The following is a 22,531-nucleotide window of genomic DNA, read 5'->3' as shown; positions in this document are numbered from 1 at the left end:
TATACCTTCAAATCTAATGGACGATATATATTTGACATATCGCTAAATTTGTCTTAATTACAACCTATAAACGCAATCGATAAACGCCAACATATTGTTTATCAATAATTTATAAGATTTTATTAACGATGCCCAACAGTCAAAGTGATGCATTATTCATATTAATAAAAACCCTTACAAAAGCTGAAAAACGCAGTTTTCAGCTGGCTTTTAATAAGAATAATACCAAGGAAGACGTACTCTTCATCCAACTGTTCACCACGCTGGACAAAATGAAGGACTACGATGAGGAGCAGATACTGAAGAAGGTACCTGACCTGAAAAAGCAGCAATTGTCAAACGTAAAGGCACACCTTTACAAACATTTGCTGACAAGTCTGCGTCAGTTGTATAAACAAAAAGATCCTGTCATTGATTTACGGGAGCAACTGGACTATGCCCGGGTGTTGTACAATAAAGGCTTATATAACCAAAGTCTGAAAATCCTGGGTAAAGCCAAAGCAATGGCATTCGACCAGGAAGAAGTGATGTTGGGGTATGAAATTGTTGAATTTGAGAAACTGATAGAATCCAGGCATATCACCCGTAGTCTGGAAAACAGGGCGGAGGCACTTAGTGCGGAGTCCAAACAAATACAGCAACAACTGACCAATATCAGCATGTTGTCTACCCTTTCGCTGCGCATGTATGGCCTGTACCTGAAACTTGGTCATGCCCGCAATGAGCGCGATGCAGAAATGGTGAAATCTTTCTTTGAAAGTCAGCTCCCTCCCATGCGTATGGCAGAAATGAGCTTTTATGAGAAAGTGTATATGTATCAGGCTTCCTGCTGGTACTTCTATATTTTGCAGGATTTCGTCATGTATTACCGCTATACGCAGAAATGGGTAGATCTGTTCAAGCAGTATCCTTCTCTGCAACAGACGGACATGGACTTATACATCAAGGCGCAACATAACTTGCTCACTGCGCATTTCTATACCTCCAATTCGGAGAAGTTCAAATCGGCGCTCTGTGAACTGGAGCATTTCATTGCCGACAATGAGGAATGCTTTCATGAGAATACCCGTACATCTGCGTTCGTGTATCTTTACACGGCGAAGATCAATCGGTATTTCCTGGAAGGCACGTTCACACAGGGTTTGGCGATGGTTCCGGAATTGGAAACAGAAATCAGTAACCATACCCTGAAGATTGATCAGCACCGGGTATTGGTATTCTACTACAAAATTGCCTGTCTTTATTTTGGAAGTGGGGATAATAGCAAGGCGATCATTTATCTCAACAAAATTATCAATTTAAAAATCGGTAACCTGCGGGCAGATATTCAATGTTTTGCCCGTATCCTGCACCTGATTGCACATTACGAGCTGGAGAATTACAGTCTGGTAGAGTATCTGATCAAATCCGTATATCACTTTATTTCCAAGCACAAAGATTTGGGATTGGTGATGGAAGAGATTATGAAATTCCTCCGTAAATATATCTATGCCAATCCGAAGGAGTTACGCAATGCCTTCCTGGATCTGAAAACCAGGCTGGAAGTAATTTCACAGGACCCTTATGAACGCAGATCCTTCCTCTACCTGGATATTATTTCCTGGCTGGAGAGTAAGATTGAAGGTATTCCTGTGCAGGATGTAATTCAGCGTAAATTTTTGAATAAAGAAAAGAGAATATAGGGAGACGCAGTATCAGCAGTCTGCTGCTGATACTGCGAAAATCATTCTGTTTCTATCCAGGGTTCATATTCCCGGAACTTCCTGAAGAATATCAATGCCGCCACCAGTTGCATCCCTGCTACAGCGTACCATAACGCACCACCGAGTATCATAAACAGCACTACGAAAGCAATCAGCAGTATCCAGCGTAAGTGTACTTCTGCGTTCATACGGGGGAAATACAAGAGTACTCTGAACAGGAGCAGCATTGTCATGCCGGTTATGCCCGCAGTCATTATTTCAGTGATGGTGAACCGATGATTGCTCTGAAAGAAAATAATAATGATTTCAGGTATCAGTAGCAAGACATAAAACCCTGCAACCCGGCTGTAATTCCGCAGTGTGCTGATCGGAAGATTCAGCATAAACGGCAGGTATATCTCCTCAAAAGCCCGGTGGTGAATCATCAGTTGCGTATGTAATAATACGCAGCCGATCATTCCCAGTTGGAGTGCGCGCAGGTCCATAAAATCGCTCTGACGCATGAGGAAGAAGGTAAGCCATAATATGGCGGCCGACCATAATTTCGTCGTAAATATTTTACGGGGAAAGGCGGTGAACAATTCGTAGTAAAAGTAGAGTACCGGCGGTTTCACAAAGTGTCGGTCCAGCCACCTGGAGAAACGCGTAGTAAAGAAAAACACGTCTGGTTGCCAGAGTTTCTTCTCATAGAAGCGCACTGGCCATATGCACATCAGGAGGTTGAACAGGATAATGATCGCAGCGGGCAAATAATAATGTCGGAAGATGCCAACTCCTGCAGCGATCAGGCCGTACACAAATACCGGCAGATACATCTGAAACTGTAGCCGCAACCAGAGACCGCGTCTCTCTTTATCATCCATACAGGTCATGGTGCTATAGAGAAAGCTGTAGGGCGATTGTTCCAGTGTTTTGATAACAAACCCCGTTATTCTGAGTGTGTACAGCAGCCATAAAAACAACACCAGCAAGAGGAACGACCAGCTGGAGAGAAAGCCGGTCATCAGTCCGAGATGGTAATAAAGCAGATTGGAACCGTTGACGATTCCAAAGAGAAAATAAAATAACACCAGGAAAAAGCCTGTGTTTTCCACATAAAATCTACCGGTGAATATCCTCCTGAAAATACCCATGTTAGTTCAAAGTAATATTTCTGTTGGCGATAGTGAGAGTTCCGGCCACGGACAGTTCATTTGGGTCCAGTGGCTGATGGGAGGTAATCAGAAAGGAGGTACCTGCCTGATGCCAGGTGCGGATGACATCATAGAGTATTTCCAATGTTCTGGTATCGATGGTAATGAGTGGTTCGTCCAGTAATATGATGGCGGGGTTGCCTGCAAAGGCCAGCAGGAGGCTTAATTTTTTCAACATTCCGCTGGAATAGCTGCTAACCGGGTTATTCACAAAGTTATCCACACCCATTCTGGAAGCCAGTTCCAGGATGGGCTCCCGTTCTCCGCCTTTTGTCCGGAAGTAGAGCTGCAGGAGATCCCGACCGGTGAGGAATGCGGGATAGAGCGGTTCTGCCTCCGCATAGTTGATGAGTCGGCGGAACTGTACCGGATGTTGTCGGGCATTCACGGTGTTATTAATAGTAATATCTCCCTGGAAGGGGAGTAAACCGGCCATCACCTTCATGCAGGTGGTTTTGCCGGCGCCATTTTCTCCTTTGAGCCAATAGATGCCGGTATTAAGCTCCAGTTGTGGGATATCCAGTACGGATATATCCTGATAATGCTTACGGACCTGATGGAGTGAAATTACCGGATCGGACATATAAAAAATGATTATTACTGTAAATATGAAAAATTGCGAGATATATATCCTAAAATTGTCAAAAATTTTCCGCAACTTTTTTTCTATTGAAGCTCATCACTTTAGGTAAAACAGTATAAAAAACAGGTATATATCCCCATTGTTTACACACATAAAAAATATAAAGATGTGCTTTATCCACATTCCGTGCAAACGCAACAGGGATCTAATGTTCAAGAATACTCACACTCTTTTTCCACACCCGTGGAAAACTAAAAGTAGCTCGCTAAGATATCACTCTTACATTTGTAATCCTGGGCGTTTGGATTTCAGAAGCTAAAATGACGGAACGAATGTAGTGTGGTATAATGATTTTTAGTCATGCTAACCCCCTATTGGAAAATCAGAAACCTTCGACAGTACCCATAAATTATTTATATAATGAACAACGAGAATGAAATTCTTTTAAAAGAGAACAAGGATCGCTTTGTGTTATTACCAATCAACTATCCCAAAATTTGGGAACAGTATAAGAAACACGAAGCGAGTTTCTGGACGGCGGAAGAGATTGATCTGGGCAGTGATTTAAAAGACTGGGCCAATTTGAATGATGGGGAACGCCATTTTATTTCACATGTACTGGCATTTTTTGCGGCCAGTGATGGAATCGTAAACGAGAATCTGGCGGTAAACTTCATGAGTGAAGTACAGATTCCGGAAGCGCGCTGCTTCTATGGTTTCCAGATCATGATGGAAAATATCCACTCTGAAACATATGCACTGTTGATCGATACTTATGTAAAAGATCCAGTGGAAAAAGACAGATTATTTCATGCCATCGAAACAGTGCCTGCTGTAAAGAAAAAAGCAGAATGGGCATTACGTTGGATTGAAAATGGTTCTTTCGCTGAAAGACTGGTAGCTTTTGCTGCGGTGGAAGGCATCTTCTTCTCCGGTAGCTTCTGCTCTATCTTCTGGCTGAAAAAACGCGGACTGATGCCAGGTCTTACCTTCTCTAACGAGCTGATCAGCAGAGACGAAGGACTGCATTGCGAATTCGCCTGCCTGCTCTATAGCATGCTGCAAAATAAACTGAGCGAAGAACAAGTACATCACATCATTGGTAACGCGGTGGAAATTGAAAAAGAATTCGTTTCTGAATCTTTGCCTGTTGACCTGATTGGCATGAATGCGCGACTGATGCAACAGTATATTGAATTTGTGGCCGACAGATGGTTATCCGAACTCGGTTACACTAAATTATTCAATGCTACCAATCCTTTCGATTTCATGGAAATGATTTCTCTGCAAGGAAAAACCAATTTCTTTGAAAAGCGCGTAGGCGACTATCAGAAAGCCGGCGTTCTCGGCGGCAGTAAAGAATCACAGACCTTCAGTCTGGAAGAAGATTTCTAAAGTTTTTCTAACCTCTTAAATTCACCCCCATGTTCGTAATCAAAAGAGATGGCAGAAAAGAAGCAGTGAAATTCGACAAAATCACTGCCCGTATTGAAAAGCTATGTTATGGCTTCAATACGGAATACGTAGACGCAATTGACGTTGCAAAAAAAGTGATTCAGGGAATATATGATGGCGTAACAACAACCGAACTGGACAACCTGGCTGCCGAAACTGCGGCATCCCTCACTACTAAACACCCGGACTATGCCCTGCTGGCTTCCCGCATTGCAGTAAGCAACCTCCATAAGAATACAGAAAAATCGTTCTCTAAAACGATGAAAAAACTGTACGACTATATCGATCCTAAAACCGGTAAGTCGGCAGCCCTCCTCTCCGATGATGTGTGGGAAATCGTTGAAAAGAATGCAGAAATTCTGGATTCCAATATCATCTACGACCGCGATTTTGCATTTGACTACTTCGGTTTCAAAACGCTGGAACGCTCTTACCTGCTGAAAACAGACGGTCGTATCCAGGAACGCCCTCAACATATGTTCATGCGCGTTTCTGTTGGTATCCACAAAGAAGATATCGAGTCTGCGATCAAAACATATAACCTGATGAGTGAACGCTGGTTTACACATGCTACGCCAACGCTCTTCAATGCAGGTACGCCAAAACCGCAGATGTCTTCCTGCTTCCTCCTCACCATGCAGGACGATAGCATCGAAGGTATCTATGATACCCTCAAACAAACAGCGAAAATTTCCCAGAGCGCTGGTGGTATTGGATTAAGCATCCATAACATCCGTGCAACAGGTTCTTATATCAGCGGCACCAACGGTACCAGCAACGGTATCATTCCAATGCTGCGCGTATTCAACGATACTGCCCGTTATGTAGACCAAGGCGGCGGTAAACGTAAAGGCGCTTTCGCTATCTACCTGGAACCATGGCATGCAGATATCTTCGAATTCCTCGATCTGCGTAAAAACCACGGTAAAGAAGAACTCCGCGCCCGTGATCTGTTCTATGCCCTCTGGGTACCAGACCTGTTCATGAAACGCGTAGAAGAAAATGGCGAATGGTCCCTGTTCTGCCCTCACGAAGCGCCAGGACTCCACGAATGCTGGGGTGAAGAGTTTGAACAACTCTTCCATAAATATGAGCAGGAAGGTCGTGCACGCAAAACCGTGAAAGCACAGGATCTCTGGTTCGCTATCCTCGATGCACAAATCGAAACCGGTACTCCATACCTGCTGTATAAAGATGCGGCCAACCGTAAATCTAATCAGCAGAACCTGGGTACTATCAAGAGCTCCAACCTCTGCACAGAAATCATCGAATATACAGATGCAAATGAAGTAGCGGTTTGTAACCTCGCTTCCCTCGCACTGCCACGCTTTGTAAACGAAGGTCAGTTTGATCATGAGAAATTGTATGAGGTAACCTACCAGGCTACCCTCAACCTGAACAAAATCATCGATCATAACTACTACCCTGTGGAAGAAGCCCGCAACAGTAACCTGCGTCACCGTCCTATCGGACTGGGCGTACAAGGCCTGGCGGATGCCTTCATCCTCATGCGCTATCCATTCGAAAGCGAAGAAGCGAAAAAACTGAACAGCGAAATATTTGAAACTATCTACTTCGCTGCCATGCAAGCTTCCAATGATCTCGCGAAGAAAGATGGCGCTTATGCTACCTTCGCCGGTTCTCCTGCATCTAAAGGTATCTTCCAGTTTGATATGTGGGGCGTAACGCCTTCCGCTCGCTGGAACTGGGATAACCTGAAAGCGTCCGTAAAAAAACACGGTATCCGCAACTCCCTGCTGCTGGCGCCAATGCCAACCGCTTCTACCTCTCAGATCCTCGGCAACAACGAGTGCTTTGAACCATATACTTCCAATATCTACACCCGTCGCGTACTGAGTGGAGAATTCGTAGTAGTAAACAAACACCTGCTGAAAGATCTGGTAGAACTGGGCCTGTGGGACAATGACATGAAAAACAAGATCATTGCCTACAACGGATCTATTCAGAATATCAATGAAATCCCTACCAATATCAAGGAACTGTACAAAACAGTATGGGAAATCAAACAACGTAATATCATCGACATGGCCGCTGACCGCGGTGCGTTCATCTGCCAGTCACAATCACTCAACCTCTTCGTAGATACTCCTACCGCTGGTAAACTGACTTCTATGCACTTCTATGCCTGGAAGAAAGGACTGAAAACCGGTATGTATTATCTCCGTACACAAGCCGCTACACAGGCTGTTCAGTTCACCGTTGAAAAACAAGGCGGTCAACAAATGCAACCAGTAGTAGCTGCCGGTGCAGAACCTTCCATCGACGAAATACCGATGGGCGCTGTATGCACCATGGAAGAAGGTTGCGTGACCTGCTCCGCATAATTCGGGTTATCAAAAAAGTAAGTACATAAAAAGGGCGCCTTCTTATCAAGGCGTCCTTTTTTATTTTTCCTCCTATTTTTATATTTTCATCCCTATGAAATCTTGTATCCCTATGAAAAAATTAGCAAATGCTGCCTGGCTACTCCTGCTGGCTGCCTGCGCCACCAAAGATCCTGTCGCACCAGTAATCCCCACAGATCCTGTTAAGTACGACACCGCTAAAATCGAAATTTCCGTTTACGACGCCACACAATGGGCCACAGATAAACCATATGGCGTATTACGTACAGGCGTTACCGTAAACCTGTATAAATCGCAGGCCGACTTCAACGCAAAAACGGTCGCCTTTTCCACCACTACAGACGCCAACGGGAAAGCCCTGTTTAAGGGACTTCCAGCCGCCGCTTATTACATCGAAGCCAAACTGGACGACCTAACGAACATGCCTGTACGTAATGAGAGCAACAAAGGCTATCGATACGATTCTATCTACCAGGTTTACACCATTCCGGCTCGCGTCAATGAGCTGTTCCCCTATCCCGGAAACTTCATTTACAAAGATGTAAATGGCGATAACAAACTGGATAACAACGACTACGTCACGCTGCCAGCAGATCTGGTAAGATCCGATAGCGGTAAAACGAATACCATCCGCATTCTCATCGGAAGAGACGACAATGTCAACAACAAACCTTTTGCCACCAGCCAGGCTGCAAAAGATGCCCTCAATAATCTTTACGATGAAGTACATACCTGGCATCAACTGGTCGCGGTAATTGATGCCGTATATACAGATGATGCCAACTGCAGCAGTCTGCCTGGCTATTGCGAACTGGATCAATACCGCGCCGGCTCCGGCAACGCGCAAATCCAGACAATGTGGAACAACGCTATCAGCATTTTTAACAAAGCTAACCGCATAGCCGCCTTCTCCTTCAAAGCCACAAACGATAGCTCCCTGGTAGGCGAAGCCAATGGTATACATGCCTATATGAGAATGAAACTGACAGATCTTTTCGGCGGGGCGCCCAATTATACATCACTGGTTCCTCCTGCCAATCTCCAACTGGCAAACACGGATGAGGCCCGTTATACTGCCGATATAGACATGTTCAGCGCAATGCACCTGCTGCCATACCTATCCAGATCCAATACCAATCGTAGTCATCTGTCCAAAGAAGCCGCCTATACGCTGATTGTACAGAACTCCAATCACTATAGCAACGCTATGCTGACGGAATCCTGGCCACAATACTACCGCCTGCCTATCTTTGATAACGACAGCGCAGTAGTACTGGAAACAAACAAAATGAACTCTTACACCTCCAATAACAGTAGAGAAATAATTTGGGGAGACACGCGTCCTATCAGTAATCCAGATCTTAAAGCCATCTTCAAAAAAGGAAACTACCTGCCCATCATCAACCTGAATCAACTGATTACCATCAGAGCTGAACAGATGGCCAACCGCTTCTCTCCGGATATTGCGGTGAATATGATCAATTTGCTCGCGTATCGTATCGGTATTCCCACCAATAGTTCCGCTCAACCTACCAAACAGGAAGCCATGAACTTTATACAACAGGCTACCCGTCCGGAACAAGCGATGGAAGGAAATACGCTCAATAACCTCGTAAGATGGGGCATCCATATGAACGTACTGGGACCTTTAGGCTTCAAATTCAACAACGATAAATTACCAATACCACTCTCTTTCCTGAACAATTATCCTGGCGTAAACCAAAATGCAGGATACTAGAAAAGAAACAGATATACGATACAAGGGATTGATCTTCACGATCAATCCCTTCTTTTTCCTGCTTCCACCACACGCAGATCCCATCCCACAGACATGTTAGCCCAACAGATGATTTCTTAGCAACAAGATAATTTCACAGCAAATCCGTGCTACTGGCAGTGTTAGTACGATAAATACCTAAAAACAAATATTTATTTTTGTGATGTTAAATCCTTTATCATGAAAAGAGCTGTTAGCACTATTATTTTGTTAACTCTGTGCCCCTTTTTGCTATTTGCGGGCGATTACGAAAAAGCCTGGGAGGCTATTCACAAAAATGATTTTAAGTCTGCCACTATCTATCTCCAAAAAGCAATCAAGGCAGGAGGTCCTAAAAAAAACAGCGCTATTACTACCCTCATGTTACTCAATAACATGAACGGTTATGATAGCGACTTCACAAAACTGTATGTCAATCCCCTGAAAGAACTACAGTCTCCAGCGCCATATGCATATGCATTATGGTTCTTCAATCCTATCCTGGGCGAATATGGCGCTAAGGAAGGAGTGCAGCTGGAAAACATCGAACGTATCCTCACAGATACCGTAAACTACAACGGCTCCATGAACGCGGCAGCAGCCTATTTCATGGGAATGCACAACGTGAAAAGCAATCGCGCCGCACAGTCAAAACCCTTCTATCCACGCATGGGCGCACTGGAAGAATGGGCATATGTAGGCCCCTTCGATAACGTAATGGGCAGCGGGTTCGACAAAGACTACGGTCCGGTTAAAAAACCTACCGGTACCAATTTCGTCAGCAGCAATAATAACAGCCCTGTTAATTGGTTCGTTCCCCTGCATACTACCCGCGAAGGCTGGAGCTTTGTAGGCTCTTTCTTCTCTTCCAAAAGTGCAGTAGGCTACGCACAAACATTTGTCAATTCCCCGTCTGACATAGATCCGCTCCTATGTCTCGGTGGAACCGGCGCCATGAAAGTTTGGGTAAACGATAAACTGGTCATCAGCCAGCCTGAAGAAATCATAACGGAACTCGACTGGTGGAAAGTGAAAGTACATCTGAACAAAGGCTTCAACCGCATCCTCGTACAGATAGGCTATACAGACGACGGCACCGCGCCGAACTTCATCGTTCGCCTCACAGATCAGCGTTACAGAGCCGTTCCCGGAATCGTGTCTCAAACAACACCAGAAAAATACCAGATAGACGCTTCCAAAGAGGAACCAGCACTGATACCTCACTTCGCAGAAGAATACTTCAAAAAGCAAATCGCTGCTCAGCCTGAGGATATCATCAATTCCATTCTCCTGAGTAGAGTATATATCCGCAACCAGGAATGGGACAAAGCAAAATCGTTGTTGGCAAAACTGCAAAAGGCTTATCCAAAAGATGCTTTCATTACCAACTATTACCTGGATTGCATGTCCGGCTCCACCGACCGCAGCGATTGGGAAGAAAGCATGGAAACCTTGAAAACACTGGTACCAGATAATTACTGGATACTATACACCAAAGTAGCCAAACTGGAAGGAGAGAAAAACTATACGGAAGCCATGGAAGTACTGAATAAAATAATCGGTATGCAAGGCGAACGTAGAATTACTTCTGTCAAAAAAATGCAACTGTTCGCAGAACAGGAAAAAATCGATAGCATGGTGCTGCAACTGAAAGATGCCTATGCCCGATATCCTAATAATGCACAGGTGGTACAAACCATTTACCAGTACGAAACCAGGATGAACAACGATCCTGCAAAAGGTACTGCCGCCCTGGAAAAATATTGCGAAGATCTATACGATTACAACACCTACAATTTACTGTGCAAAGTATATCTCAACCAGGGTAAAACAGATGCAGCCGTGGCATTGATGAAGAAAATGCTCAATGTTGCGCCATATGATCTGGATTCCTATACGCCACTGGTAAGATATTATTTCGCCAGTCAGAAATATGACTCTGCTATCTACTATCTGAATCTCGAACATCAGATCAGTCCTTACCATCATGCGCCACTGGGAGACATCGCTACCAGCTATGCGCAAATGAAACAGAAGGATTCCGCCGTCCTCTACTTCAAAAAAGCGCTGGCACTGCATGCTGGCGGATTCGCATACAGGGAACAACTACGCATGCTGGAAAACAGACAACCAGTAGATAAGTATTTTCCTGCTATGGATTACTACAAAGAGATTGAAAAGTATTCCCAGAAACCGCAAGACAGCACCCAACCCTACGCATTCATCTTCGATGAAAAAAATGTCATCCTCTATCCGGAAGGCGCAGGCGAACAACTGATCAATACCGCTATCTATATCAGTAACAAGAAAGGTATTAGTCGCTGGAAAGAAATATCACTCCCCTATAACGGCGTTTACCAGGACATGATTATCTCCAAAGCGGAGGTCATAAAACCAAGCGGAGCAAGGATTCCGGCAGAAACAAATGATAACCAGATCGTCTTCACCAAACTGGATGTAGGCGATGTGGTATACTATAGCTATAAAGTAAGAAGCGTAGGCCGTGGCCGTTTGAAGCGGGAGTTCTGGGATAAATTTTATCTCTCCGACTATGTGCCTACCAACATATCTACTTACAATATCCTCGTTGCGGATACCATTCCGTTGTATTTTGAATACAGAAATGGCGGCAATGCAAAACCAAAAATCACGCAGCATGAGCAGTATAAAATGTATAGCTGGAGAGAAGAGAATGTTCCTCCTATCCGCAGCGAATACTACATGCCTGGCATTACGGAAGTAGGTAAGGTACTGCACATCTCCACCGTGAAAGACTGGGATGTAATCGGCGAATGGTACAGCGATATCACCCGCGAACAATCCAAAGAAGATTACGAGATCAATGAGGCCTTCAAGGAAATCTTCCCGAAAGGAGTTGCTAACGTTGACGACCTAACGAAAGCGAAGCATATCTACGATTATATCGAGAAGAATATCTCTTACAGTTCTGTATCTTTCAGACAGGGTGCATATGTGCCGCAGAAAGCAGGTAAAACTTTGGTAACCAAGTTGGGCGACTGTAAAGACCTGTCTACCCTGTTCCTCGCATTTGCCCGCAAAGCGAATCTGCCGGCCAATCTAATCCTCGTAAGTACCCGCGACAACGGAGAGCATAATATGCAGTTACCTTCGCTGGATTTCAATCATTGCATTATTGCCTTCAAAGCGAATAATAAAACTTATTACCAGGAACTGACCTCCAACATGCTGCCATTTGGAATAGTACCGTCTTCCCTGGCCGGCGCACAGATCCTGAATATTCCGTACGATTACAAACCAGGCGAGCGACTGACAACTATCCCAGCCAGCAACTACACCGCCAAATCCATGTATCGTAAGATGGATGTGACATTGAAGGATGCTGATGCGGTGATTAACTCCAACTGTGCATATATTGGTGAACTGACGGAAGGTCTGAGGGGCGACTATCTCCATAAAACGCCGGATGACATCAAAGACGGCGTGCAAGCACAAGTAAGCAGAACGTTCAAAAACCAGGTAGTACTGGATAAGTATAACTTCAACAACCTGGATAACCTGGCAGACACCCTGTGGCTCAATACCAACTTCACAGTGAAGAACGAGATCATCAACGTGGGCGATATCAACATGATCAAACTGCCGTTTATGGAAGTGGTGGCCACCGCTAATATCTTCACTCCGGAGCCAAGACAGTATCCATTTATGTATCACGATTACGAAGCGGTAGATAACTACCTAACGGAAATACATATACGTCTTTCTGACGGCAAGAAGTTTGACCAGGTACCTTCCACCACCACCCTAAAAATGGGCGATATGTCTTATGCGCTGGAATTCAAGAAGGTAACGGATGATCATCTGTTAGTAACCAGACGCTTTACCACCAATAGTAACAAAACATTGGAAGCTGCCCAGCTGAAAGAACTGGAAACGTTCTTCAATGGGATTATAAAAGCAGAGCAGAAGTATATCTCTTTCAGATAATACCGATGCGGTAAAAACTAAAAAGAAAAGGATTGACGCTTTCAACGTCAATCCTTTTCTTTTTATACAACTTCTTTGTATATAATGTATTAGGGAGACACGGTTACTCCTCTTCTTCAAATCCCCATTGCTCCAGGAGTGTATTATACTGCGCCTCTGGTAATCCGGGTTTATCATAATGCCCGGCCAGTGATTTCTGACGCATCGCTTCATAGATACTCACCGCACAAGCCACTGAAATATTGAGCGATTTGATAATTCCCATCTGAGGGATGATAAAATTGCCATCTACTTTTTCGATCAGCTCTTCGCTCACACCAGCATGTTCATTGCCGAAAACCAAGGCTACAGAACCTGTAAAGTCAATATCATAGAGGCTTATCGCATCATGTGCCAGGTGTGTGGCTAAAATTTTATCATATTTAGCGCGCAAAGCTGCAAAACAGGCATCAATATTGTCAAATTGATGCACGGTCAGCCACTTGGCGGCAGAACTGCTACTTTTGGCGCCCCATTTTTTATGCCGGGGAATTTTGGTGTTCAGTACATAGATCTCCTGTATACCAACAGCATCGCATGTACGCATAACAGCGGAAATATTGTGCGGGTCCTGCACATTTTCCAATACCACCGTCAGATTTCCCTGCCGTTTATTAAGTACAGACAATAATCTTTCCCGTCTTTCTGGTGTCATATAAAAAAAATATTTATCCTGAAGGGCGTAAAATTACGAAATAAGGTAATTTCACCGCACAATCTTAAAATCAGACAAAACCTATGCTCAAGAAGATACTCAAATTTACGGGCATCACCTTTATTATCCTGCTGCTAGCTGCTATTGCTATTCCTTACTTCTTTAAGGACAAAATTATGGCCAAAGTGAAGTCGGAACTCAACGACAACCTGAATGCCAAAGTAGACTTTAAAGATGTAGACATCAGCCTGATCAGGCATTTTCCCCGCCTGGCGGTAGGTCTGGAAGACCTGCAAGTCATCGGCAAGGATAGTTTCAAAGATGATACCCTCCTCTCTGTACACAAAATTGATGTAGCCCTCAATCTCATGAGCGTTATCAAAGGTAAACAGATGGACATTTATAATATTGCGCTGATACAGCCTCGTATACACGCTATTGTAGATAAAGACGGCCATGCCAACTGGGATATTACCAAACCCGATACCGCTGCCAAAACCTCCACTGATACCAGCAAAACCAGTTTCGCCCTCAGTCTCAAACAATATAGCATCGAAGATGCCTATATCAGCTACGACGACCGTCAGGGAAATATGTTCATGGAAGTAGCCGGCCTGAATCACAAAGGTAGCGGCGATTTCACACAAGATAAATTCACCCTGAATACCCATACAGATGCCAGCGGCGTTACCTTCAAATATGGACTGATTCCGTATCTGAGTAGCGTAAAAACTGCACTGGATGCAGATATCCAGATAGATAATACCACCAGCACTTATACGCTGAAAGATGCCAAAGCATCTTTAAACAACCTGGTATTGAATTTCGCGGGTCTGTTCCGTATTGTGAATGATTCCACCTACGGCATGGATTTCAACTTCAAATCGCCTGGAAACGAATTTAAAGACTTACTGTCGCTGGTTCCTGCCATCTACGCAGCTGATTTCAACAAGATCAAAACCAGTGGTAAAGCCGCTTTCGATGGTTATGTAAAAGGTAATTACTCTCCTGTACAAATGCCTTCCTTCGGTCTGAACCTCGCTGTAACAGATGGTTTCTTCCAGTATCCTGACCTGCCAAAGCCTGTTAAAAACATCCAGCTGGCAGTGAAAATATCCAACCCTGACGGCGTTCCGGATCATACCGTGATCAATATGTCCAAAGGCCATCTGGAAATGGATAATACCCCGGTAGACATGCGGGTATTGGTGCAAACACCTATTTCCGACATGTATGTAGACGCGGCTGCAAAAGGTAAATTGGATCTCTCTACCATTCCCCAGTATGTTAAACTGGCTTCAGGTACGGCATTGCAAGGTCTTCTCGATGCAGACATCAGCGCAAAAGGTAATATGAGCGCCATCGAAAAGCAGCAATACGATAAGTTCTATGCTGCGGGCTCTCTGCAACTGAGCAATATGCTATACAAAAGCAAAGATTATCCTGATGGCGTAAAAGTGAATAACCTCGCCCTGCAATTCAATCCTAAAAACGTTACAGTGAAGGACCTGAATGCAGAATACCTGGGTTCTCACTTCCAGGCAGATGGAGAAGTGAATAACCTCCTCGCCTATGCGCTGAAAAACGAAGCGCTGGACGGTAAATTCAACGTGAAAGCAGACCAGATCAACCTGGATAAATGGATGCCTGCTACAGAAACCGCACCAGCAGCCACTCCTGCGGCGAAGAAAGAAGGAGATGCTGCCGCTGCCAGCAGTGCGCCATTCCCGGTTCCTGCCAATCTGAATATCGCGATGAATGCCAATGTAGGTAAAGTACACTACGATAAAGTAGACCTGAATAATCTCGTTGGTGCATTGACGGTAAAAGATGAAACCGTGTCTATGCAACAACTGAAAGCGGAAGCGCTGCAAGGTACGATGGCTATCACTGGTAGCTACAGCACTAAAGTGAGCAAAGCGAATCCAGATATCAACCTGACCTACGATGTACAACGCATCGATATACAACAGGCATTTAATGCGTTCAACACTGTTCGCAGCCTGATGCCTATCGGTAAGTTCCTGAATGGTAAGATCACTTCCCAGCTGACCATGCATGGTAAACTGGGCAAGGATATGATGCCGGATATGAATACCCTCACTGGCGATGGTAATCTCCTGCTGATTGAAGGTGTACTCAAACAATTCGCACCGGTAGATCAGCTCGCCAGCTCTCTGAATATCTCTCAGCTGAAAGATATCAGTCTCCGTGATATTAAAAACTACTTCGCTTTCGAAAACGGCCGCGTAAAAGTGAATCCATTCAAAGTGACGGTAGCTGGTATCCGCATGGATATTGCCGGATCTCACGGCTTTGACCAATCATTGGATTATAGTCTCCAACTGGCGCTGCCACGCAGTCTGATGGGTACTGCCGGCAATAACCTGGTGAACAGCCTGGCTTCACAGGCACAGAGCAGAGGCGTGAATGTCAATGTGGGCGACAGCGTTCACCTGGCAGTAGCGATGGGTGGTAATATCATGAAACCTTCCCTGAAAACAGACCTTCGTGAAAGTGCCAATAACCTGAAAGCACAAGCTACACAGTTGGTGAAAGATAAGGTAGACACCATCAAGAGCACAGTGCGCGACTCCGTTAATTCCCTGAAAAATCAGGCAGTTAACAGCGTTAAGGATGAACTGAAAAATCAGTTGCTGGGCAAGAAAGACAGCACCTCCAGCGGCAACGGGGTACAAAACCTCGGCAAGCAGGCAGGCGAATCTGCCAAAGGCGTGCTGAATGGCCTCTTTGGAAAGAAAAAGCAACCAGCTACAGACTCCACCAAACACTAATTGTAGCGTAAACAACTATATAAAAGGAAAAGGATTGACGTTCAGCGACGTCAATCCTTTTCCTTTTATAGTCGTCCCTGCCAGCGCATTTAGGCATCATTTTATGGGAAATTTGGGTTCTCCCTCTCTTTTATTACTGGCATAATATTCGTAACTTATAATAACCCAAAACCCCGTTAAGCCATGATAGTAAATATCCTACACAGTACCTGGTGTAATGCAGCCCTACTTGGCGGACTAATATTCCTGTTAATGGGCTACCTTATCAAACACTATCCTCCTAAAAGTATCAACACCTGGTATGGATACCGTACTTTTCTTTCCACCCGTAATCAGGAAATGTGGGATGCCGGCAACAAAGATGCAGCGATGGTTTCCAGGCAGGTAGGCAGTATCCTGGTGTTATTAGGCATTTGCTGCGCCTTATTTTTTGACCGGCAGTCGGACTGGTTCATGTACATCACCGTAGGCGCTGTAGTAGCAGGAGTCCTCTATATTACCGGTTATACGGAATGGATGTTGAGTAATGAGTTTGATGAAGAAGGTCAACGCCGTATCCCACCAAAACTGTAGGTTATATGACAATTCTTATTTTCTTATAACTCAACTTTGCTGTCTGAAGAAACAATAAAGGAATCCATGACAGACAGCACCATTCAATTAGGCTCAATTAAGAAGAAGAACATAGGAATCGCTACCCTACTGGCTTTTGCCATGATCCCCATGTCGGGGTTCGCTACAGACATTTACCTGCCCTCGCTGCCAGGCATGACCGCTGCACTCGGTATCAGCAGCAGTCAGGCCCAGCTGACGCTCAGTCTCTTTTTAATCAGCTATGGCGTATCCCAACTTTTTGTAGGCGGGTTACTGGATAGCTATGGAAGATATCGTATCTCCCTGGCAGCAATACTTGTATTTTTTATCAGTTGCATAACGATTGCCAATACGCATAATATCTATGTTATTTATGCCATGCGTATCATTCATGGCATCACCATTGCCGCGATGGTAGTGGCCAAACGCGCTTTCTTCGTGGATTTATTCAGTGGAGAAAAACTAAAACACTATCTGAGTCTTTTCACCATTATCTGGTCTACAGGCCCTATAGTAGCCCCTTTCATAGGTGGATATCTGGAAGTTAGCTTTGGCTGGGAATCCAATTTCTACTTCCTCGCAGCCATTGCAGGCGTATTATTCCTGGGAGAAGTCATATTCAGCGGAGAAACATTACAACATGCCGTCCCATTTCATTTGGGTAATATCACCAGTATCTACACCAGTATGCTGCGTACCGGCAGCTTTGTGCTGGGCATACTTATGCTGGGCCTTGGCTACAGCATGATCATGGTATATAACATGTCCGGTCCTTTTATCATCGAGCATCATTTTAACCTCTCTCCAGTGGTGACCGGTTATTGCTCTCTACTACTGGGACTGGCCTGGATGGTAGGCGGCTTCACCGGGAAAGCCTTGATCAACCGGCCTTTCACCCGAAAGATGAATACCAACGTAGTATTACAGTTACTGTTTGCCACTTTGTTGTTATTAACTTTACAACGACTGAACACCTTGCCTGTCATACTGTTTTTTGCCTTTCTGATCCATGTGGGAGCAGGATTTACCTATAACAACTATTTCACTTACTGTCTGGCGAAGTTTCCAAAAAATGCAGGAATCGCAGGTGGATTAACAGGTGGACTATGTTATGTAATTGTGTCTTTTTTGAGTTACCTGATCACTTATGTATTACCCGCCAAAGACGGCGGCAACCTGGGGGTGAGCTATCTGCTGCTAATACTGGCTTCCATTGCCGTTATGTACAGGGTAAACGTATTAAACAAAAAAAACGCGTCTCACTAAACCATTCTTATTTTAATTATTTTTACCGCAATCAGTCACAGAACCCCTGATTGTCCAGAAACCTATGATTCCATTTTGGAGTGATTATTATTATCTTGTTATTGTCCTGCAATTAGCGTGTATCATTCATGCTTTCAGAAGTGGGAACCGCGATGCCATTTATCTGTTGATATTTCTACCAGGATTAGGAGCGGCCGTATATTTTGTACTGGAAATATTGCCCGATATTACCAATGGTACATTCGGTCAACAGCTGTTGCGACTTATTTCTCCCAACGGTCGTATCCGGGAATGGGAAAATCGGGTGCAGTTATCCGACACTATTACCAACAGAATGCAACTGGCAGAAGCCTATGCGGAGCAAAAGCATTACGATAAGGCCATCAGCCTTGCTCAGTCCTGCTTAAATTCCTATTCTACCGATCAGGGGATTATCCTGCAACTGGCCAGGTTTCAGTTCCTGCATCAACAGTATGCAGATAGTTTGGTGAACTTCGACAGACTAAACAAAATGCCTGGTGTAAGAATGAGTAATGTAGCAGATGAACTGATGTATGCACAAGCACTGGAAGCCACCATGGAGACAGAAAAAGCAGAGAAAGCGTATCAGAGAATCATCCAGGTGCATCACTCACTGGAAGCCATGTACGATTATGGTTTGATGCTTCGCAAGCAGGGGCGCAATCAGGAGGCTAAAGCTCAGTTTGAAAGAACAAAAGCGGAGATTGGATTGCATCCTAGGTATATCAGGAGGACTATTCGTAAATGGGTTTGGTTGTCGAGGAAGGAATTGGCTACATTGAAGGCATAAACATATGTTTTATTAAAAAAAAGGGAATTGACGTCTGCGACGTCAATTCCCTTTTTTTATTTTTTTAGTAGTCCCTGCCCTACGGACAGGGACTACAGGTTGGAATGTAATACCCGAGTATGGACTACGGGCAGGGACTACAGCCGATAATAAAGTTGAAATTATCAACCATGTCCTTGAACATCGTGATCAGGAATTGCCTGATAGTTTTCTTTCATTTTCGCTAACTTCTCTTTACCGTAAGCCAGTTTCGTAATCACTACGAAGAGTACAGGTACAATAAAGATGGCCAGGAAGGTGGCCGTGAACATACCGCCCAATACGGTCCAGCCCATGGTTTTACGCGCTTCCGCACCTGCGCCGGAGGCCAGCACCAATGGCATGATACCCAACAAGAAGGCCAGCGATGTCATGATAATTGGTCGCAGACGCAGCTTGGCAGCTTCCACAGCAGAAGTCACAACATCCATCCCTCTGTCGACACGCTCTTTCGCAAACTCCACGATCAGGATCGCGTTCTTAGCCGACAAACCAATCAACGTAATCAGACCAATCTGTGCATATACGTTATTACTTAGTTTAGGCAAGAACGTTAGTACCGTAATCGCGCCGAAGGCACCGATAGGCACCGCCAGCAGTACAGAGAATGGTACAGACCAGCTCTCGTACAATGCTGCCAGGAAGAGGAACACAAAGATGATAGACAACGCAAAGATGTATACCGTTTTACTTCCGGATAATATTTCCTCGCGACTCAAACCAGAGAACTCATAACCATAACCTGCAGGTAATACTTTCGCAGCCACTTCTTTCAGGGCATTGATAGCATCCCCGGAACTATAGCCTGGTGCAGGGTTACCGTTGATCTCAGCAGAGCGGAAGAGATTATAATGGGAGATAACCGGCGCATTTTCCACCACCCTGTATGAAGTGAGGGCGCTCAGTGGCACCATGGTACCAGCACTATTGCGCACAAAGAATCCGCTGAGGTTCTTAATATCGCCACGATAAGAGGAATCCGCCTGCGTTACCACGCGGAAGTTACGCCCATAGATAGTGAAATCATTGATATATGCACTACCCATATAGGTTTGCAGCGTAGAGGCAATGTCAGAGATTTTCACACCCATTTTCTTCGCTTTCTCCCTGTCGATATCCAGTTGATAACCTGGCGTACGGGCAGTGAAGAAGGTGAACGCTTTGGCTATTTCAGGGCGTCTGTTCACAGAATCCACAAAAGTACGCAGCACGCTCTCAAAGGCTTTAATATCGCCGGCAGCGCGTTGTTGCAGTACAAAGGAGAAACCTGCCGTTTGCCCCAGCCCCGGAATGGCCGGAGGAGGAATTACTACGACATTCGCTTCCTTATATTTCGAGAGTTTCTTCTGTAAGGTAGCCACCAATCCGAATACCTGTAAGGAATCCGCTTTACGCTCGCTCCAAGGTTTCAGCTGACAGAACAAGGTACCGCTGTTGGATTTGGTAGAGAAGCTTACCGCATTCAATCCACCCAATGCAGCATAGTGCGCAATACCCGGCGTACCATCCAGATCTTTCATCATCTTATGCAGGATTTCCACCGTACGTTCTGTAGAAGAAGATTCCGGCAAGTCAAAAGTGATGATGATACGTCCGTCATCCTCTGTAGGGATGAATCCGGTTGGTTTGCCCTTGAATAACATCACCGTACCCACGAAGATGCAGAGCAGCAGAATCACTACGTAACGGGCATATTTGATACTCTTCTTCACGCCCATAGAGTACCTGGAAGTAGTATGACCAAACCAGCGGTTGAACTTGTAGAAGAACTTGTTCAAACCTTTGGAGTCTTTATCCAGATGCATAGGACGCAGGATGAGGATACAAAGCGCCGGTGTAAGGGACAATGCCACGAAAGCAGAAATCAGTACGGAAATCGCGATAGTGATAGCGAATTGTTGATAGAGTCGGCCTACGATACCAGGAATGAATCCTACTGGTACGAATACAGCTGCCAGAATCAGGGCAATAGCGATTACCGGTCCGGAAATTTCCTTCATCGCCTGGATGGTAGCATCCTTCGGCGTCATCTTCTCATGGTCTATATTATGCTGTACCGCTTCCACCACCACAATGGCATCATCCACCACGATACCAATCGCCAGTACGAAACCGAAGAGAGTAAGCGTATTGATGGTAAAGCCTAATGGGAGGAAGAAAATAAAGGTAGCAATGATCGATACCGGGATAGCCAGGATAGGGATGATAGTCGCTCTCCAGCTTTGCAGGAAGAGGAATACTACCAATACCACCAGTATCAAGGCTTCCACGAGGGTATGTACCACCTCTTCGATGGATACTTTCACCACGGAAACGGATTCGAAAGGCACCACGTATTCTACGTCGTTGGGGAATGATTTCTTCAGTTCCTCCATAGCGGCAGTTACGTTGGCGGCGGTTTCGATTGCGTTACTACCAGGCGCCTGATAGATCAGGAGATAGGCAGCACGTTTACCGTCTACGAAGTTGTTACCAGCGTAGTTGAATTTACCCAGTTGAATACGGGCCACATCTTTCAGATATACGAGAGAACCGTCGCTGGGACGGGTTTTCACCACGATGTTTCCGAATTCTTCCGGTGTTTGGAGTCGGCCTTGTGTGAAGATATTATACTCGAATGTTTGTCCGGTGGGTTGCGGAGGAGCACCTACAGAACCTGCTGTAATCTGGGCATTTTGTTCCTGGAGTGCAGCGCGTATATCATCAGCCGTAACGCCCATCTGCGCCAGCTTATCCGGTTTCAGCCAGATACGCATGGAGAAGTCGTCTGCACGGGTGAAGATATCGCCCACCCCTTTTGCGCGCAGCAATGCATCCTTCACGTATACGTTGGTGTAGTTGTCCAGGAAGGTGATATCGTGTGTGCCTTTGGGTGAGTACAACGCTACCAGCATGAGGATGCTCGGGTTACGCTTTCTAACGGTGAGCCCTAAACGCTGTACTTCCTGTGGCAGGGTAGGCTGTGCGATACCCACACGGTTCTGTACATCCAGTGCAGCGATATTGATATCTGTACCTACTTCGAAGTTCACCGTCATGCTCATCTGGCCGCTGCTGGTGTTGTTGGTAGAGATATAAGTCATACCGGGAGTACCGTTTACCTGTACTTCCACGGGCGTGGCCACCGTTTGTTCAACGGTTTGCGCATCCGCGCCGGTGTAGGTACCGGTTACCTGTACAGTGGGCGGAGAGATCTCCGGATATTGTCCTATTGGCAGGTTGGTCATTGCCAATAATCCCACCAGTACCAACACAACAGAAATAACTATTGCAGTTACCGGTCTTTTAATAAAAGTATTTGCAATCATGA

General features: G+C 45.2%; 13 protein-coding genes. 9 read left to right on the top strand and 4 right to left on the bottom strand.

All coding sequences use genetic code 11. The annotated features are described in order from the left end of the window. Nucleotides 1-128 precede the first annotated feature (128 nt). The gene (locus tag CLV59_RS10680; RefSeq protein WP_111592018.1) at nucleotides 129-1,682 is read left to right on the top strand and encodes a hypothetical protein; all 1,554 of its coding nucleotides are present in this window, start codon (nucleotides 129-131) and stop codon (nucleotides 1,680-1,682) included. A 41-nt stretch (nucleotides 1,683-1,723) separates the two neighbouring features. On the opposite strand, the gene CLV59_RS10675 is transcribed toward CLV59_RS10680, so the two are convergent. Both CLV59_RS10675 and CLV59_RS10670 read right to left on the bottom strand, forming a co-directional pair. Then, nucleotides 1,724-2,836: a hypothetical protein gene (locus tag CLV59_RS10675; protein WP_111592017.1), complete on the bottom strand. Its 1,113-nt coding sequence runs from the start codon at nucleotides 2,834-2,836 to the stop codon at nucleotides 1,724-1,726. Nucleotide 2,837: 1 nt separating this feature from the next. Continuing rightward, nucleotides 2,838-3,479: an ABC transporter ATP-binding protein gene (locus tag CLV59_RS10670; RefSeq protein ID WP_111592016.1), complete on the bottom strand. Its 642-nt coding sequence runs from the start codon at nucleotides 3,477-3,479 to the stop codon at nucleotides 2,838-2,840. 420 nt (nucleotides 3,480-3,899) lie between these two features. Between CLV59_RS10670 and CLV59_RS10665 the strand changes: the two genes are divergently transcribed. The 4 genes from CLV59_RS10665 to CLV59_RS10650 all read left to right on the top strand — a co-directional run bounded on the left by CLV59_RS10665 (nucleotide 3,900) and on the right by CLV59_RS10650 (nucleotide 13,022). Next, complete coding sequence (locus tag CLV59_RS10665; protein WP_111592015.1) at nucleotides 3,900-4,874, top strand: ribonucleoside-diphosphate reductase small subunit; 975 nt, start codon at nucleotides 3,900-3,902, stop codon at nucleotides 4,872-4,874. Between the two features lie 29 nt (nucleotides 4,875-4,903). Then, entirely contained in the window at nucleotides 4,904-7,279 is a 2,376-nt protein-coding gene (locus CLV59_RS10660; RefSeq protein ID WP_111592014.1) for a ribonucleoside-diphosphate reductase subunit alpha, read from the top strand. A 112-nt stretch (nucleotides 7,280-7,391) separates the two neighbouring features. Next, nucleotides 7,392-9,038, top strand: coding sequence for a hypothetical protein (locus CLV59_RS10655; protein ID WP_111592013.1), 1,647 nt, complete (start codon nucleotides 7,392-7,394; stop codon nucleotides 9,036-9,038). Between the two features lie 219 nt (nucleotides 9,039-9,257). After that, nucleotides 9,258-13,022: a DUF3857 domain-containing protein gene (locus CLV59_RS10650; protein WP_111592012.1), complete on the top strand. Its 3,765-nt coding sequence runs from the start codon at nucleotides 9,258-9,260 to the stop codon at nucleotides 13,020-13,022. 103 nt (nucleotides 13,023-13,125) lie between these two features. Here the strand turns inward: CLV59_RS10650 and CLV59_RS10645 are convergent, their stop codons facing one another. Then, on the bottom strand, nucleotides 13,126-13,716 hold the full coding sequence (locus CLV59_RS10645) for a TrmH family RNA methyltransferase (protein WP_111592011.1): 591 nt from the start codon (nucleotides 13,714-13,716) through the stop codon (nucleotides 13,126-13,128). 83 nt (nucleotides 13,717-13,799) lie between these two features. Here CLV59_RS10645 and CLV59_RS10640 point away from each other — a divergent pair, with 83 nt between their 5' ends. From CLV59_RS10640 to CLV59_RS10625, 4 genes are all read left to right on the top strand, one after another. Next, entirely contained in the window at nucleotides 13,800-16,511 is a 2,712-nt protein-coding gene (locus tag CLV59_RS10640) for an AsmA-like C-terminal region-containing protein (RefSeq protein ID WP_111592010.1), read from the top strand. Between the two features lie 183 nt (nucleotides 16,512-16,694). Beyond that, on the top strand, nucleotides 16,695-17,084 hold the full coding sequence (locus tag CLV59_RS10635) for an SdpI family protein (RefSeq protein ID WP_111592009.1): 390 nt from the start codon (nucleotides 16,695-16,697) through the stop codon (nucleotides 17,082-17,084). Between the two features lie 66 nt (nucleotides 17,085-17,150). After that, nucleotides 17,151-18,371, top strand: coding sequence for an MFS transporter (locus CLV59_RS10630; protein ID WP_111592008.1), 1,221 nt, complete (start codon nucleotides 17,151-17,153; stop codon nucleotides 18,369-18,371). 64 nt (nucleotides 18,372-18,435) lie between these two features. Next, nucleotides 18,436-19,182 (top strand): tetratricopeptide repeat protein, encoded by a 747-nt coding sequence (locus CLV59_RS10625; RefSeq protein ID WP_111592007.1) that lies wholly within the window; start codon nucleotides 18,436-18,438, stop codon nucleotides 19,180-19,182. A 164-nt stretch (nucleotides 19,183-19,346) separates the two neighbouring features. Here CLV59_RS10625 and CLV59_RS10620 read toward each other — a convergent pair whose 3' ends face one another. Further along, nucleotides 19,347-22,529, bottom strand: coding sequence for an efflux RND transporter permease subunit (locus tag CLV59_RS10620; protein ID WP_111592006.1), 3,183 nt, complete (start codon nucleotides 22,527-22,529; stop codon nucleotides 19,347-19,349). Nucleotides 22,530-22,531: the final 2 nt, after the last annotated feature.

Origin of the sequence: Chitinophaga dinghuensis, assembly GCF_003259435.1 — a bacterium.
Lineage (GTDB): Bacteria > Bacteroidota > Bacteroidia > Chitinophagales > Chitinophagaceae > Chitinophaga > Chitinophaga dinghuensis.
This window is presented reverse-complemented; position numbering and strand designations above follow the sequence as displayed.